The 13,719-nt window shown below is 43.5% G+C and carries 17 protein-coding genes; 13 read left to right on the forward strand and 4 right to left on the reverse strand.

Annotated elements, in window-relative coordinates; translation table 11 throughout:
* Positions 1-110: 110 nt before the first annotated feature.
* Complete coding sequence (locus BLO31_RS03545; protein WP_070962914.1) at positions 111-1,106, reverse strand: alpha/beta fold hydrolase; 996 nt, start codon at positions 1,104-1,106, stop codon at positions 111-113.
* A 77-nt stretch (positions 1,107-1,183) separates the two neighbouring features.
* On the opposite strand from BLO31_RS03545, the gene rhtB reads away from it, so the two are divergent.
* The 6 genes from rhtB to BLO31_RS03575 all read left to right on the forward strand — a co-directional run bounded on the left by rhtB (position 1,184) and on the right by BLO31_RS03575 (position 6,257).
* Positions 1,184-1,801 carry a homoserine/homoserine lactone efflux protein gene (gene rhtB, locus BLO31_RS03550; protein WP_070962915.1) on the forward strand — a complete coding sequence of 206 codons (618 nt, stop codon included), beginning with the start codon at positions 1,184-1,186 and terminating at the stop codon, positions 1,799-1,801.
* Between the two features lie 195 nt (positions 1,802-1,996).
* Positions 1,997-2,338 carry a metalloregulator ArsR/SmtB family transcription factor gene (locus tag BLO31_RS03555; protein WP_070962916.1) on the forward strand — a complete coding sequence of 114 codons (342 nt, stop codon included), beginning with the start codon at positions 1,997-1,999 and terminating at the stop codon, positions 2,336-2,338.
* 12 nt (positions 2,339-2,350) lie between these two features.
* On the forward strand, positions 2,351-3,352 hold the full coding sequence (locus tag BLO31_RS03560; protein ID WP_070962917.1) for an ArsJ-associated glyceraldehyde-3-phosphate dehydrogenase: 1,002 nt from the start codon (positions 2,351-2,353) through the stop codon (positions 3,350-3,352).
* A complete protein-coding gene (locus tag BLO31_RS03565; RefSeq protein WP_070962918.1) occupies positions 3,352-3,855 on the forward strand; it encodes a cyclin-dependent kinase inhibitor 3 family protein in 504 nt (167 codons plus the stop codon). Before BLO31_RS03560 ends, BLO31_RS03565 begins: the two co-directional genes overlap by 1 nt.
* Before the next feature lie 55 nt (positions 3,856-3,910).
* The gene (gene arsJ, locus BLO31_RS03570) at positions 3,911-5,134 is read left to right on the forward strand and encodes an organoarsenical effux MFS transporter ArsJ (RefSeq protein WP_070962919.1); all 1,224 of its coding nucleotides are present in this window, start codon (positions 3,911-3,913) and stop codon (positions 5,132-5,134) included.
* A gap of 109 nt (positions 5,135-5,243) precedes the next feature.
* Positions 5,244-6,257: an acyltransferase gene (locus BLO31_RS03575; RefSeq protein ID WP_070962920.1), complete on the forward strand. Its 1,014-nt coding sequence runs from the start codon at positions 5,244-5,246 to the stop codon at positions 6,255-6,257.
* Here the strand turns inward: BLO31_RS03575 and BLO31_RS03580 are convergent.
* Positions 6,254-6,583, reverse strand: a complete 330-nt coding sequence (locus BLO31_RS03580) for a DUF2500 domain-containing protein (RefSeq protein ID WP_070962921.1) — start codon at positions 6,581-6,583, stop codon at positions 6,254-6,256. The two genes, BLO31_RS03575 and BLO31_RS03580, sit on opposite strands and share 4 nt — an antisense overlap.
* A 242-nt stretch (positions 6,584-6,825) precedes the next feature.
* On the opposite strand from BLO31_RS03580, the gene BLO31_RS03585 reads away from it, so the two are divergent.
* From BLO31_RS03585 to BLO31_RS03600, 4 genes are all read left to right on the forward strand, one after another.
* Entirely contained in the window at positions 6,826-7,194 is a 369-nt protein-coding gene (locus BLO31_RS03585; protein ID WP_070962922.1) for a DUF4145 domain-containing protein, read from the forward strand.
* An 894-nt stretch (positions 7,195-8,088) separates the two neighbouring features.
* Positions 8,089-8,709 carry a lysoplasmalogenase family protein gene (locus BLO31_RS03590; RefSeq protein ID WP_070962923.1) on the forward strand — a complete coding sequence of 207 codons (621 nt, stop codon included), beginning with the start codon at positions 8,089-8,091 and terminating at the stop codon, positions 8,707-8,709.
* Positions 8,710-8,772: 63 nt separating this feature from the next.
* The gene (locus BLO31_RS03595) at positions 8,773-9,009 is read left to right on the forward strand and encodes a YecH family metal-binding protein (protein ID WP_070962924.1); all 237 of its coding nucleotides are present in this window, start codon (positions 8,773-8,775) and stop codon (positions 9,007-9,009) included.
* A gap of 104 nt (positions 9,010-9,113) precedes the next feature.
* The gene (locus BLO31_RS03600) at positions 9,114-9,698 is read left to right on the forward strand and encodes a YhgN family NAAT transporter (RefSeq protein WP_070962925.1); all 585 of its coding nucleotides are present in this window, start codon (positions 9,114-9,116) and stop codon (positions 9,696-9,698) included.
* Positions 9,699-9,715: 17 nt separating this feature from the next.
* On the opposite strand, the gene BLO31_RS03605 is transcribed toward BLO31_RS03600, so the two are convergent.
* Both BLO31_RS03605 and rsmD read right to left on the reverse strand, forming a co-directional pair.
* Positions 9,716-9,997: a DUF1145 domain-containing protein gene (locus tag BLO31_RS03605; protein WP_070962926.1), complete on the reverse strand. Its 282-nt coding sequence runs from the start codon at positions 9,995-9,997 to the stop codon at positions 9,716-9,718.
* Between the two features lie 2 nt (positions 9,998-9,999).
* A complete protein-coding gene (gene rsmD / locus BLO31_RS03610) occupies positions 10,000-10,593 on the reverse strand; it encodes a 16S rRNA (guanine(966)-N(2))-methyltransferase RsmD (RefSeq protein ID WP_070962945.1) in 594 nt (197 codons plus the stop codon).
* Positions 10,594-10,813: 220 nt separating this feature from the next.
* On the opposite strand from rsmD, the gene ftsY reads away from it, so the two are divergent.
* From ftsY to ftsX, 3 genes are read left to right on the forward strand one after another with little or no spacing between them, the layout of a single operon-like run.
* The gene (gene ftsY, locus BLO31_RS03615; RefSeq protein ID WP_070962927.1) at positions 10,814-12,004 is read left to right on the forward strand and encodes a signal recognition particle-docking protein FtsY; all 1,191 of its coding nucleotides are present in this window, start codon (positions 10,814-10,816) and stop codon (positions 12,002-12,004) included.
* Between the two features lie 42 nt (positions 12,005-12,046).
* Entirely contained in the window at positions 12,047-12,721 is a 675-nt protein-coding gene (gene ftsE, locus BLO31_RS03620) for a cell division ATP-binding protein FtsE (protein WP_070962928.1), read from the forward strand.
* On the forward strand, positions 12,711-13,679 hold the full coding sequence (ftsX, locus tag BLO31_RS03625) for a permease-like cell division protein FtsX (RefSeq protein ID WP_070962929.1): 969 nt from the start codon (positions 12,711-12,713) through the stop codon (positions 13,677-13,679). The genes ftsE and ftsX overlap by 11 nt, the downstream gene beginning before the upstream one ends.
* Positions 13,680-13,719 lie beyond the last annotated feature (40 nt).

The following is a 13,719-nucleotide window of genomic DNA, read 5'->3' on the forward strand; positions in this document are numbered from 1 at the left end:
TACAACACTTCGAGTTTGCGAAAGCTATTTTACTTCAACTAAAGGGGAGAAAAGAGGGTAAAAAAACACCACATTGATTTCCTGTTTTTTAAACAGTGTATAAATCACAATTATTTATGGTGTTGGCAGAAGAAATCTAGCGTACTTTGAATTGCACTGTTTCGATAAACATCTTTTTCAAACAACACTTCATGTTTAGAGCCGGAAATGACTTTCATCGCGCAATTTGGATTGGTTTTAGCCAGTTTTTTGATAAACCTAGATTGAGCCTCATTGGATACAATGGCTTCGTTACTCGCTTGCAGCAACAGCAATGGAATCTTGATTTGGCGGCTCAGTTGAATGCACTGTTTTGCTGCCATTAATCCCTGCCAAACCCAGTGTGTGGATGGGCCTCCGATTTTTAACTCTGGCATCTGTTCATACAAGTCGCGAAACCAAGAGTAGCGCGCTTTGCTTTGACTAAGAGGGTTAATCTCAAACGGCTTTGGGTAATAGGCTTGATACCCGGGAGCATAGGTTGGCTGAGAGTAGAGTGCACTCATTATTTGGCTGAGAGGTAGTGCAACCGGTCTAAAATACCACGGCATCGAAACACCAAACATTGGAGCACTGAGAGAAATGGCGCTAAAAGGTGTGCTACTGCGAGTTTGAAGGTATCGAGTGGCTATTGTGCCCCCCATTGAATGCGCCAACAGGTAGCTATCTTGGTAGCGTTCGAGCTGAAAATGTTCGACCATTTGAGCCATATCATTCACATAATCATCAAACTCATCCACATAGCCCATCTCTTTGTCTTCAATTAGCCGTTCAGAAAGGCCTTGGCCCCTATGGTCAAAAGAGTATATGTCATAGCCTTGTTGAAATAGGTCGTAAAAGAGCTCCTGATACTTCCAACAACTCTCTATCCTGCCATTAACGACAAAGATGGCACGCGTGTGGTGTTTCGCCGTCATTTTTACCCAAAACAGCTGCTTTTTATCTTTCGATTTGATGTAACCTTGCTCTCGTTCTTGCCAGAAGAGAGAAATCTTGGTATTGATGACTTGCTCAAAATCCGCCTCTTGAGTATAAGAGGGAGCTACCGTATCGCTGGATGCGTTCATATTATTGTTTTGTGGCTAAGTGATATCACTCTTTGAGATTATCATAGCCAATAGTCGTGAAGTCGAGGAGAAATTCCATGGATATGCATGTTTGGTTTGCTTATGTGCTCACTGCCATAGTGTTTAGTTTGGCTCCAGGCTCAGGAACGGTGAACTCAATCAGTAATGGGCTTAGCTATGGCGCTAAAAAGTCTTTGGCTGCGGTCGCAGGATTACAGCTTGGGCTCTCGATACATATTGTTCTTGTCGGTGCTGGTATCGGAGCACTGGTGGCGCAATCGGCTTTGGCGTTTACCATTATTAAATGGGTAGGGGTGGTTTACCTGATTTGGTTAGGTGTTCAAAAGTGGCGTGACCGCTCTGATCTTACCGCAGACATTGAGCAAAACCAGTTATCTTCTTGGCAACTGATGCGCAATGCGACGCTGATTAACTTAACAAACCCCAAATCGATCGTTTTTCTTGTCGCTCTATTCCCTCAGTTTATTAACCCATCACAGCCACAGCTTATTCAGTTTTTCATTTTGGGTGTTACCACGGTTGTGATTGATACCATTGTTATGGTTGGGTACACCAGCCTTGCTGCTCAGATGGGGCGATTTATTCGCTCAGAAAACATGATGAGTCGAATCAATAAGGTATTTGGTTCCATGTTTGTTGGCTGTGGCGCGCTTCTCGCAACCGCCAAAAGTTAATACTCTTGCGCTGCGCTCAATCGAGTGCAGACAATGATTTTTCTTTCCAGCCGAACACGACTTTATCTGCACTCTGCTTACTTAGCTGACCTCTTGTCGTAGATGAAAGTTTTGTGACATTAACTCCTCACCTATTGCTATTTCAATCGAAAATAGATAAACATATACGCATATCCATATATGAGTATGTATCTAATGCTTCCACACCAGTTTTTTAAAGTGCTTTCAGATGAGACCAGAGTGCGACTTTTAATGTTAATCGTCAGGGAAGATTGCCTTTGTGTGGCTGAACTGACTCAGGCACTTAATGAAAGCCAACCGAAAATTTCTCGTCATCTTGCACAGTTAAGATCACAGGGGATTTTAGTGGATGTTCGACAAGGTCAGTGGGTGTTTTACCGCTTGTCTAACAGCCTACCGGGATGGATGAAAAAAATGATAGATGATCTGGTTGCTTCAAACTGTTTAAAAACAGAGTACCAGAGTGATTTAGAGAGATTGAGCGAGATGAAGTCTCGTCCTGTCTGTTGCCAATAGAGAGAGCACGTCATGACAATTAAAGTAGGTATTAACGGTTTTGGACGCATTGGTCGACTAGCAATGCGCGCGGCATTTGACTGGCCAGAACTAGAATTTGTACAGATAAATGATGTAGCCGGTGACGCGAAAACACTGGCGCATTTGCTGGAATTTGATTCGGTACAGGGTCGCTGGCACCACGAAGTCGCTGGTCAAGATGGTCTATTAGTCATCGGAGACCAAAAGATCGTATGCAGACAAGAAAAGAACATCGATGCGATTGATTGGTCAGGCTGTGATGTGGTTATTGAAGCAACAGGTGTGCACCGCAAAACAAGTTTCTTAAACAAATATCTTGAGCAAGGTGTCAAACGCGTTGTGGTGTCTGCACCTGTTAAAGAAGATGAAGTAGCAAACATAGTGGTAGGGGTGAACGACAGTATCTTCAACCCAGAGAAGCATCGAATCGTAACAGCGGCATCTTGTACTACCAACTGTATTGCCCCGGTAGTGAAAGTGATTCACGAGAAACTCGGTATCGAGCAATCTTCATTCACGACTATTCATGACCTTACCAATACGCAGACCATTTTAGATGCGCCTCACAAAGACCTTCGTCGCGCACGTGCTTGTGGCATGAGTCTGATACCAACGACAACAGGTTCAGCAACGGCTATCGTTGAAATCTTTCCCGAGCTAAAAGGCAAGATTAATGGCCATGCGGTACGCGTTCCGTTGGCGAATGCTTCTTTGACGGACATTATCTTTGATGTAAAGAAAGACACGACGGCAGAAGAAGTAAACCAATTGCTAAAAGAAGCATCGGAAGGTGAGCTAAAAGGCATTTTGGGTTTTGAAGCGCGACCATTAGTTTCTATTGATTACAAAGGTGACCAACGCTCAACGATAGTTGATGCACAATCCACTATGGTTGTCGGCTCTCGCATGGTGAAAATCTATGCTTGGTATGACAATGAAATGGGGTATGCCACACGTACAGCCGAGTTAGTGCTAAAGGTGGGACAAGCGTAATGACACAAGAAAACCAACATCCAATTTGGCAGTTACCTCTGGAGAGAGGTGGCTTAGTATTGACGCCTTGCCCGGGTACAAAAGGTGTGGACCTCGATACTTCTCTCGCTCAACTAAAAGCCGAGTGTGTATCGACATTAGTGACGGCGATTTCCTCGCAAGAAATGGACAATAAAGGCGTGAGTGAACTGGGTTATAAAGTACAAGCGTTAGGGATGCAGTGGTACCACCTAGTGATCGAAGATGACTGCGCTCCAGACCAAGACTTCTCACAGCGATGGGAATCGGCGAGTACTTCTCTACATCAAGCCATTGAACAAGGCCAGAAAGTTGCCATGCACTGTATGGGAGGTTCGGGTCGAACGGGCTTGCTAGCGGCGCACTTTCTGTTAGAGAAAGGTTGGCAACTGGAAGAGATCATCTCGAAAGTGCAAGCGCTTAGACCGGGCGCGTTTACCAAGCAAGTACAGGTTGATTACATCAAGCAAGTCGCGAATGCGTAGCAAATTTAGCTTTTGGCCTACGATAGGTCAAAAGCTCTTTTAGTTAGGGTAAGTTATGTTTGCCAGTCTTAATCGCAACGTTCGCCAGTATATGCTGGTCACGTTTAACTACTGGAATTTCACTGTAACCGATGGTGCACTGCGCATGCTGGTGGTGCTCTATTTTCACGATTTGGGGTACTCCACCTTAGAGATCGCATCCCTTTTCCTCTTTTATGAGTTTTTTGGTGTTGTTACTAACTTGGTTGGAGGTTGGCTAGGTGCAAGGTTAGGGCTCAACAAAACCATGAACCTTGGGCTAGCGATGCAGATCCTTGCGTTGGGAATGCTGACCGTTCCAGATGTTTGGCTGACTATACCTTGGGTGATGGCAGCTCAGGCATTGTCTGGTATCGCAAAAGACCTCAACAAGATGAGTGCAAAAAGCTCAATTAAGACGTTAGTTCCGGATGAAAAGCAAGGTGCCTTGTATAAGTGGGTTGCGATTTTAACTGGCTCTAAGAATGCACTCAAAGGTGTGGGCTTTTTTGTGGGCGGATTACTGCTGACCACGGTCGGCTTTAAATATGCCATGGTGTTGATGGCAAGTGTATTGAGTTTAGTACTTATAGGCAGCTTAATCGGCTTAGATAGCGGTATGGGTAAGGCGAAGAGCAAGCCTAAGTTCAAGCAGATCTTTTCTAAGTCTCCTTCTATTAATATTCTGTCCGCCGCGCGTATGTTTCTATTTGGCGCTCGTGACGTGTGGTTTGTCGTCGCACTGCCTATCTATTTAGGCAGCGTATTTGGGTGGGAACACCTATGGGTTGGCGGCTTTCTTGCTTGTTGGGTTATTGCTTATGGCTTTGTTCAAGGCTTTGCTCCCAAAATTACCGGTAAATCTGAAGGCAAAGTCCCCGATGGCAAAGCTGCGCTATTCTGGGCGGGATTGCTCGCATTGGTCACTGGCGTGATCGCTTATGGCGTTCAGATCCAATGGCAACCTGAACTCGTGATAGTAGGGGGGCTGATGATCTTTGGTGCTATATTTGCCGTTAACTCATCATTGCACTCTTATTTGATTGTGAGTTACGCCAAAGGCGATGGCGTGTCGTTGGATGTAGGTTTTTATTACATGGCAAATGCTATGGGGCGCTTGATTGGCACCATACTTTCCGGCTGGATTTTCCAAGTAGCAGGGTTTGCCGCTTGCCTTTGGGTTTCGTTTGCCTTTCTCGCCATCACCACACTGATCTCTGTTCGATTACCAAAAAGAAAATCTCAGGCTGTTACTCAGTAAGCCCTATTATGACTTAACGCTGACTTGCGCAAGGTGCGGTCAGCCTTTTTATTGGTATAGTAATACTTTCATTGATTTAGCGTTTATCGGTATTGTGTAGGGGAGCGAGATGAATCAGAGAGAGTTGGCTTTTGACCTTATGAGGTGTGTTGCCGCCGTCGCTGTCATCGCCATACATGTATTGGCCCCTTATCGGCAGGAGTTTGGAGTGATCCCTTTTAATGAATGGAACACGGCCATTGCAGTAAATGGTGCAAGCCGCTGGGCAGTACCTGTTTTTATTCTTATCTCCGGTGCTTTGCTTCTCAATGATCCTCGCCCCTTTCAACTCTCTTATTACTTAAAGCGGCGTCTCTTTAAAGTATTGATACCCTTTATAATATGGTCACTGTTTTATGCGTTGTTCTCAGGTTTAAGTGCACAAGGCTATGATTCAGCGCTCGCGACAAAAAAACTGATGTCTAGTCACGAACACGCAACTTATTACCATTTGGGCTTCTTCTATTACTTTATCCCACTCTATTTTTTAGTGCCTTTTTTCCACTATATGGTGAAGCAAAACCAAGAACAGGTGCTTAAGGCATATGTTGCTATTTGGCTGGTCACGAGTCTCTTGTACTTGCTCGGTATAGATGGTCTCTGGAGTAACCAGATGTGGCTGTACAGTGGCTACTTACCTCTCGGATATTTGCTTTATCAAAGATTGGAAGTGACTACTTCGACCGCTTTACTGTCGACCATATTAGGCTTGCTGTCGGTTACTGTTACTGTGGTTATGGTGGTTTTATTGAGTCATGAGCATGGCGAGTACACCGTAGGTCGCTGGTTATCCTACAAAACGTTTAATGTTGTCGTTGTTGCGACTGCCGTATTTATTTTATGTCGGTTCGTTAGCGGCAAGGTGAAAGGGCGTTGGTCTGTTTGGGTTGAACTGATTAGCCGACATAGCTTGGGCATTTATTTACTACACCCGATTTTTCTATGGCCAATGAAGACGTTTGGATGGTATCAAGGACACCCTATGTGGGTGATACCGGTATGGGTCGTTGTCAGTGGTGCTGGCGCGCTATTGCTGAGTGTGGGGATCGCACGCCAGAAAGGGCTTAAATGGTTGTTGCCTTAGCGTTTCATCGCAAAATGCAGGAACTTATCACCTTGATAAGTGAGCTCTCCCTTATCTCCGGGGTTCAGTGCATTAAAGTAGTGTATACCGACTTGGAATTCGCGTTTAGGGCCTAATCTTCCGCGTTGAACGTATATCCAATACTCCTGATCATCTTGTCCCGGTTTTGCGTCTTCAACTTCAATGGCTTGCTTGTCGAGAATGGTGACTTCAACCTTTTGCTCAGGTGCGTTTTCACCTAGTGTGTGCTGACGATAAAACTTTACTGCTAACCACCCTGCAGCGAGTGCAAGAAATACTAAAGCTAAGAAGTAAGTTACTGGCATGAGGTCTCTCCGTTAATTCGCCCTATATTCTAGCGATTTTGTCTGGGTCTTGCTGTTACTTGGCATTCTGTTTGCGTGGTTTTTATCCACTGAAGTCGAAACTTCGACGTGCTTCACGTTACTAGACTCAGTGTTAACTGTTGATTGCTTTACACAAATTGACACGAAAAAGGTCGAATTTACACTTAGAATATAGAAGAATGAGAATTCACCCCCTAAACTTTAAAGGGATGGAGGTAGTCATGTCAGATATTGAAAAAGTGGTACTACGCACCCGCAAGATAGAAAAGCTACTTAGGATGCAATATCACGCTGAAGGAAAGGGATTACACCAGCTAATTACTAGCTGTGAGGAACGTTTGCCTCATGATGTCATCGCTAAGCTCAGATATATAGCGACTATCCGCAATAAAGTGGTTCACGAAGAGGACTTTAAACTCGATAACACTCAAGATTTTTCAGGGGTCTGCGATGAGTGTGAGAAGGAGTTAACGCCGAGGAGTGGGCGCTTTATATGGAGGACAGCGGTAATGCTGATGATGTTAATCACTACTGCTGCACTGTTTTTTTACTACGCTCATTGGGATGTACTGAGCCGGCATTTCCCTTAGTTATACCCTGTTTAGTTTTGAAACAAAAAGGGACGCTTTTGCGTCCCTTTTTTGATCTTTAGTACAGCATTGGCAGCGTCATTAGGCCGACAACCACTGCAATCATTACTAATCCCTGCACTTGTGAAGATGTGATCATTACGCTGCTCCTCTGTATTAATTTTGAACTTGCACTTACTTTAGCAAACTTTTGATTGTTTGATCAAGTTTATTATTTGTAGGTGCTAAAAAATCAACTTTTCTATGTGTATTGATGTCAATTCTTGTCAATTTAGTGTCATTTTTTGTTTTGTAATTTCGTGTCTCTCATCTGGTTTGTAAGTTATGGTGGGGTTAAGTTGTTGTTTTTGTTGGCTAATTTTTGTGGTTTTCAATTGGTTAAAAGTTGACATTGCTATTATAGGGGCTTTGAGTTTTTTAGTGTTGTTTTTAAGATAAAATGGATTTTGCTTGTGTGGTTGTTTGGGTTTAAATGATATTGGTTCTCACTTGTAGGTGTGGATGAGGTTTTAATTGCTGTTTAATTATCAAGAATGGAGTTGGGTTTTTAAAATTTTCTCGTACTGTTGTTTTTGTGAATTAAGTTTGTAACCTTATGTTATTAAATGGTTTTATTTTAACTTTGAACAAAAACCTATGTGCTTTTTTGGCCGTTTTTTCATGATTTTTATAAAGTTAAACTGTCAATTAATGGAGGTTTATGTGAAGGATTGGTTTAGTTTCCTAAATGTGGGGTACGGTAAACAAGGGTAATGAAATGACAACAAAATGACAGTGTTACTATTTTGTACGATACAAAATTAACTATTATCAAGATCCAAATTTTATTCATTGTGTCTGGACATCTTTAGTCACCATCCTAAACTGGCGGCGAATGTTTGAAGAGGTGCGCTCATGTGGAGCTTGTTGTCTGTTGCTCTATCAGGCTATATAGGTGTTACCGCCCAACAAGATGGTAACAGTAAAAAATCGCTACTGTTTAAAACGCTGACTTGTCTGATGCTGATGTGGTTATTGGTGTTCTCCAATGAGATGACCAATGCCAGGTACTGGGTTGTCGGTGGCTTACTTATTTCTCTCATTGCAGAAGCGGGCTATCTATTAAAGAAACATTCCAAATTCAGTTTTACTGCTCTTATTGTCGCTCAGTTGTGCTTTAGTAAGTCGTTTTGGATGCAATTGTCCGGTGATATTATCTGGTGGCTTCCCGCTTTGTTACTTGGCAGTGCGATAGTGGCTTTTTTCCTATTACTTCCTAAGTTAGATCGGCTTGTTTTTCCAGTTATTACGATGGGGATCATACTGATACAACTCAATTGGGCAGCTGGTGAAATTTGGTTGCTAGAAGCAAGTTGGCAAGCTGGTACCGGCTTTCTGGGTACATTGTGCTTAGCTTTTGCTGCTCTTCAGTTTGCGGTAGAAGACTACGGCCGAAAAGTTTCGATTAGACGGTACTACAGTGCGTATCTTCATTTGGCCGCTCAGGCTCTGATAACTGCATCATTGATTATCTAAAATCAATAAATCGTTTCTCAAACAAACTTAAAGTGTGGCTATTAGTAGGAAAGAGAGAAAACCATGGCTAATCGTATCCACGCTCATAGCGTATTAAACCTTCTTCAAGAGTCACCTATGACAAAAGACGACCTTACTGCCAAAGTGCTTGAGGAGTTTGGGGCTGACGCGTTATTTCATACTTGTTCATTAAGTGATTTGGACTTTGACACTTTGTTTAGTTTCTTTGTCAATCGACAAAAAATAGTCGAAGCAGAGGGAAAATGGGCACTAAACGCAGCCCGAGTCTGTAATCACTAAAACATTTAGCTTGGCATTTGTCCTCTCGGTTTATAGTGCTGTCTAGCATCCTATAGTGAGTTGGGTATATACTTCGCGCATTCTTGTCAGCGAAGGTGATTTTCATGGATATTATCTCAGCGGCAACCATGTTATTCCTTATCATGGACCCGCTAGGCAATCTGCCAATTGTTTTATCTATTTTAAAGCATTTAGATCCTAAGCGTCGCCGTAAGACATTGATTAGGGAGCTGTTTTTTGCTCTTCTGATCTTGATGTTATTCCTGTTTGCAGGGCAAAGCATTTTGGGATTCTTGCATGTACAACCGGAAACGCTCAGTATTTCTGGCGGTATTATCCTGTTTATTATTGCTATCAAGATGATCTTTCCTAGTGCGGGAAGCATAACTGGACTGGCGGCCGGTGAAGAGCCATTTATTGTACCAATGGCGATACCAATGATTGCAGGGCCATCGGTTATTGCCGCTTTGCTTTTGTTATCAACGCAGCATCCAGAGCGCATGCTAGAGCTATCGGCAGCGGTGTTGATAGCTTGGGGAGCAACATTTTTTATATTGATGTTCTATGGATTCTTCCACCGAATTCTTGGTGAGAGAGGCCTAAAAGCGATAGAAAGGCTGATGGGACTATTGCTGGTTATGATCTCGACGCAGATGTTCCTCGATGGCGTTAAGGGCTATCTAAGTTAGAAAAGCAAAACGCCACATTATGTGGCGTTTTCTTCTTTTAAGTACTTGTTTCTGATATGGAGCAGAGAAAAGACGCCAAAGACCAATATCGACCACTTTTCCCAAGTCGTCATGTTTATTTTTTGCCCAAATACCTTCACAAACATGAGCATCTGAATACCGTGCATAAAGAACAAACACGCGGTAAAGATATAAAGCGCAACAGCGGCATTGCCGGCAAAAGGCTGAATAATGTTATAGAGCAACACTAACCAAACACCAGCAAACAGAGCTTTTCCAAGCCAGATTACAATCTTCATTATCACGTCCTTTCATATAGTCGATAAGCAACTTGCCCAGCGGTTTTCTCTCTATGTAGATGCCATTGGCTTGGCATTTCTGGAAGGACAAGTTCTTTCTCGGTTTCAATATAAATCATGGCATCTTTGGCCAGCCATTGGTTTTTTTCGAGTAGTTGAATGACCTCTTCAAGTAACCCTTTTCTAAATGGAGGGTCAATAAAGACAATGTCATAGGGTGTGCCTTCTCGCGAAAGAAAATCCAGAGTATTTTGATTTAATGCCTCTATTTGGGAGGTATTCAGCGCCTTGATGTTTTGTTGCAACTGCTTATGAGCATCCGCGTTTAGCTCTAACATGGTGACTATTTTTGCTTGGCGTGATGCGGCTTCAAAACCGAGCCCGCCCGACCCTGCAAAAAGATCTAAACAGCGTGCATGGGGAATGTCTTGTGCTAACCAGTTAAACAGCGTCTCTTTAACTCTGTCTGTGGTTGGGCGGAGTCCTTCTGCATGGTGAACGGGTAGCTTTCGTCCCCTCCAAAGTCCGCTTATTATGCGAATATGCCCATTGGATGGCTTTTTTTGTGATGTGTTTTGATGGCGACGTCTTACCATAGATTTTTTGACCGCTAATAAAGTGATACTATATCCAGTCGTTCTGGTTAAAACGCCAGGAATAGCCATATTTTAAAGTCAGAGTTTATACCCATTTCAAGTATAGATACATGCTTGATTGTGGTGGTTTGTGATTATCGCTCTGGCTCTATTATTGATCTCACGGTATAAGGTGGGATAAGACTTATTACACAGTTTAGGATATCTAGGACATCACCAGATGACGGAAAGAAAAAAGCGCGGATTACTTTCGTGGTTAGGTTTCGGTGAAGAAGACCAGTCAAAAGCAGAACAAAACCAAGAGCTCGAACAAGAAGTCGTTCAAGGATCTGAAGAAACAGCAGAAGAAATAGAGCAATCAGTGGTAGCGGATGCTGTCGCAAACGAAAACACTGAAGAAGCAGAAGCAGAAGCAGAAGCAGAAGCAGAAGCAGAAGCAGAAAGCCAACCTGAACCAGTAGCAAGAGTCGAAGAACAACAAAAGCCGACCGAAAGCTTTTTTGCACGCCTTAAAAGAGGTTTGGCAAGAACTAAAGCTAACATCGGTGCTGGTTTCTTTGGTCTGTTTCAAGGCAAAAAAATCGATGATGACCTGTTTGAAGAGTTAGAAGAGCAGCTTCTTATTGCTGACGTTGGTATGGATACCACGGTTAAAATTATCGAGAACTTAACGGAAAAATCTTCACGCCGCGACTTAAAAGATGGTGAAGCACTGTATGGTTTGCTCAAAGAGGAAATGGCGGAAATTTTATCCACTGTAGAGCAACCGCTGGTGGTTGATACTGAGAAAACGCCCTACGTCATTCTTATGGTCGGTGTGAATGGTGTTGGTAAAACAACCACTATTGGCAAGCTTGCGAAAAAGTTCCAGTCGGAAGGTAAGAAGGTCATGTTAGCAGCGGGGGATACCTTTAGAGCGGCTGCGGTTGAACAATTGCAAGTTTGGGGTGAACGCAATAGCGTCCCAGTGATAGCGCAACATACGGGTGCCGATAGTGCGTCTGTTATTTACGATGCCATTGAAGCGGCAAAAGCTCGGGGTGTCGATGTGGTTATCGCCGATACCGCCGGACGATTGCAGAACAAGAGCAATTTAATGGAAGAGTTGCGTAAAATTGTTCGCGTAATGAAAAAGATAGACGATTCAGCGCCTCATGAAATCATGCTCACTCTCGATGCAGGGACAGGGCAAAATGCAATCAGTCAGGCAAAACTGTTCAGTGAAGTCGCGCCATTAACGGGTATCACACTCACTAAGCTAGACGGTACCGCAAAAGGTGGTGTTATCTTTGCTATTGCTGATCAATTCCAAATACCAATTCGTTATATTGGTGTTGGTGAAGGTATTGATGACCTGAGACCATTTGAGACTCAGGAGTTTATTGATGCCCTATTTAGTAGAGAAGAGTAATTAATCCGGCAAAATATCAGCCCCGTTTAAGAGGAAGGTTGGGTGATAAAGTTTCAGCAAGTCAGTAAGGCGTACCGTGGTGGAAGACAAGCCCTACAAAAGGTGGATTTTCACCTACGCAGAGGTGAGATGGCCTTTTTAGGCGGACACTCTGGTGCGGGAAAAAGTACCTTATTAAAACTGATTTGTGCCATCGAAAGACCAAGTGATGGGCGCATCTGTTTTAACGATCACGATATAACGCGAATTCCGGCGAAGGATATCCCTTTCCTGCGCCGTAATATCGGGATTGTGTTTCAAGATCATCGTCTTTTGATGGATCGAACGGTCTACGACAACGTGGCTTTGCCAATGCGAATTGAGGCTATCTCAGAAAGTGAAATCAAGCGCCGCGTCGGTGCTGCGCTTGATAAAACGGGTTTGTTAGATAAAGCCAAATGCTTGCCAAGTCAGTTATCGGGGGGTGAGCAGCAGCGTGTTGGTATAGCAAGAGCCGTGGTTAACCGTCCTACTCTATTACTGGCCGATGAACCCACAGGTAACCTAGATCCAGAGTTATCTAACCGCGTACTAAAGTTGTTTGAAGAGTTCAATCGAGCGGGTGTCACCATACTTCTGGCTACCCATGATATTGGGTTGGTTAACACGCGTCCTCAATATCGTCACCTAGAGCTCAACCAAGGTTTTCTCAGCGAGGTAGAAGACTATGGCCACTAATACGCGAAATAAACGCACCAATAAAAAGCGTCATAATAATCAAGCGAAGCGAGACAACTTCTTAAAAGTTCATATCAATCAAGCCAAGATGTCATTTTCTCAGCTTTGGACTCGACCTCTGGGCAACCTACTCACGCTTGCGGTTATCTGTATGGCGTTGGCTTTACCCGCGTGTTTGTACTTGTTGGGAAAAAACGTTTCAGCTGCTTCTGAAAATGTCACAAGTCCCGCTCAGGTTAGCGCATACCTTCAAGAAGATACTCCTGATGCGCGTGCAATGGTTTTGAAAGACCAATTGGAAAGCATGTCCGAAGTTGAGACCGTGGAGTATATCTCTCCACAACAAGGCCTCGATGATTTAAGCCAATACTCTGGATTTGACCAAGCGCTATCACTATTAGATGACTACTCTTTACCCGGAGTGCTCGTTATCACACCTGCTCAAGATGATCAGACACTAATTAAGGCATTGGCAAAAAGCTTAAATGAGCAAGAGGTCATCACTGATGTTCGTCTGGACGAAGATTGGTTGACTCGCCTAGATGCGATTCGCACCTTAGTTACAACGATTGTGATTGCTCTTTCTATCCTGATGTTAGGATCAGTATTCTTGATTGTGGGTAATACGCTTAGGTTTAATGTTCTTGCCAATAAAGATGAGATTCAAACGATGAAACTTATCGGAGCGACCGATAGTTTTATTTTACGCCCGTATTTGTACTCTGGAATGTGGTTTGGACTTTTGGGGGCTTTGAGTGCTTGGGTTGTGACGGCGTTAATTACTATTCTTCTCAATATAAGCGTAGAAAAGCTTGCCAGTCTTTATGACAGTCAGTTCCGACTCATTGGTTTGAGTTGGGATGAATCTCTATTGCTGTTGATGTTAGGGATTTTCCTTGGCAGCTTAGCAGCCAAAGTCTCTGCTCAGAGGCACTTAAGAGAAATTGAACCAGTATAAATCTGAGTTGTCCTACTAAAAGTGGAAAAGTACACGCCAC

Source organism: Vibrio sonorensis (genome assembly GCF_001854765.1).
Classification (GTDB): domain Bacteria; phylum Pseudomonadota; class Gammaproteobacteria; order Enterobacterales; family Vibrionaceae; genus Vibrio; species Vibrio sonorensis.

Coding starts and splice junctions, on each gene's coding strand:
- arsJ (WP_070962919.1), top strand. CDS start 3,911: ATGTTTGCCAGTCTTAATCGCAACGTTCGCCAGTATATGCTGGTCACG.
- BLO31_RS03545 (WP_070962914.1), bottom strand. CDS start 1,106: ATGAACGCATCCAGCGATACGGTAGCTCCCTCTTATACTCAAGAGGCG.
- ftsX (WP_070962929.1), top strand. CDS start 12,711: ATGGCCACTAATACGCGAAATAAACGCACCAATAAAAAGCGTCATAAT.
- BLO31_RS03555 (WP_070962916.1), top strand. CDS start 1,997: ATGCTTCCACACCAGTTTTTTAAAGTGCTTTCAGATGAGACCAGAGTG.
- BLO31_RS03595 (WP_070962924.1), top strand. CDS start 8,773: ATGGCTAATCGTATCCACGCTCATAGCGTATTAAACCTTCTTCAAGAG.
- BLO31_RS03590 (WP_070962923.1), top strand. CDS start 8,089: ATGTGGAGCTTGTTGTCTGTTGCTCTATCAGGCTATATAGGTGTTACC.
- BLO31_RS03560 (WP_070962917.1), top strand. CDS start 2,351: ATGACAATTAAAGTAGGTATTAACGGTTTTGGACGCATTGGTCGACTA.
- BLO31_RS03585 (WP_070962922.1), top strand. CDS start 6,826: ATGTCAGATATTGAAAAAGTGGTACTACGCACCCGCAAGATAGAAAAG.
- BLO31_RS03600 (WP_070962925.1), top strand. CDS start 9,114: ATGGATATTATCTCAGCGGCAACCATGTTATTCCTTATCATGGACCCG.
- BLO31_RS03565 (WP_070962918.1), top strand. CDS start 3,352: ATGACACAAGAAAACCAACATCCAATTTGGCAGTTACCTCTGGAGAGA.
- rsmD (WP_070962945.1), bottom strand. CDS start 10,593: ATGGTAAGACGTCGCCATCAAAACACATCACAAAAAAAGCCATCCAAT.
- ftsY (WP_070962927.1), top strand. CDS start 10,814: ATGACGGAAAGAAAAAAGCGCGGATTACTTTCGTGGTTAGGTTTCGGT.
- BLO31_RS03575 (WP_070962920.1), top strand. CDS start 5,244: ATGAATCAGAGAGAGTTGGCTTTTGACCTTATGAGGTGTGTTGCCGCC.
- BLO31_RS03580 (WP_070962921.1), bottom strand. CDS start 6,583: ATGCCAGTAACTTACTTCTTAGCTTTAGTATTTCTTGCACTCGCTGCA.
- BLO31_RS03605 (WP_070962926.1), bottom strand. CDS start 9,997: ATGAAGATTGTAATCTGGCTTGGAAAAGCTCTGTTTGCTGGTGTTTGG.
- rhtB (WP_070962915.1), top strand. CDS start 1,184: ATGGATATGCATGTTTGGTTTGCTTATGTGCTCACTGCCATAGTGTTT.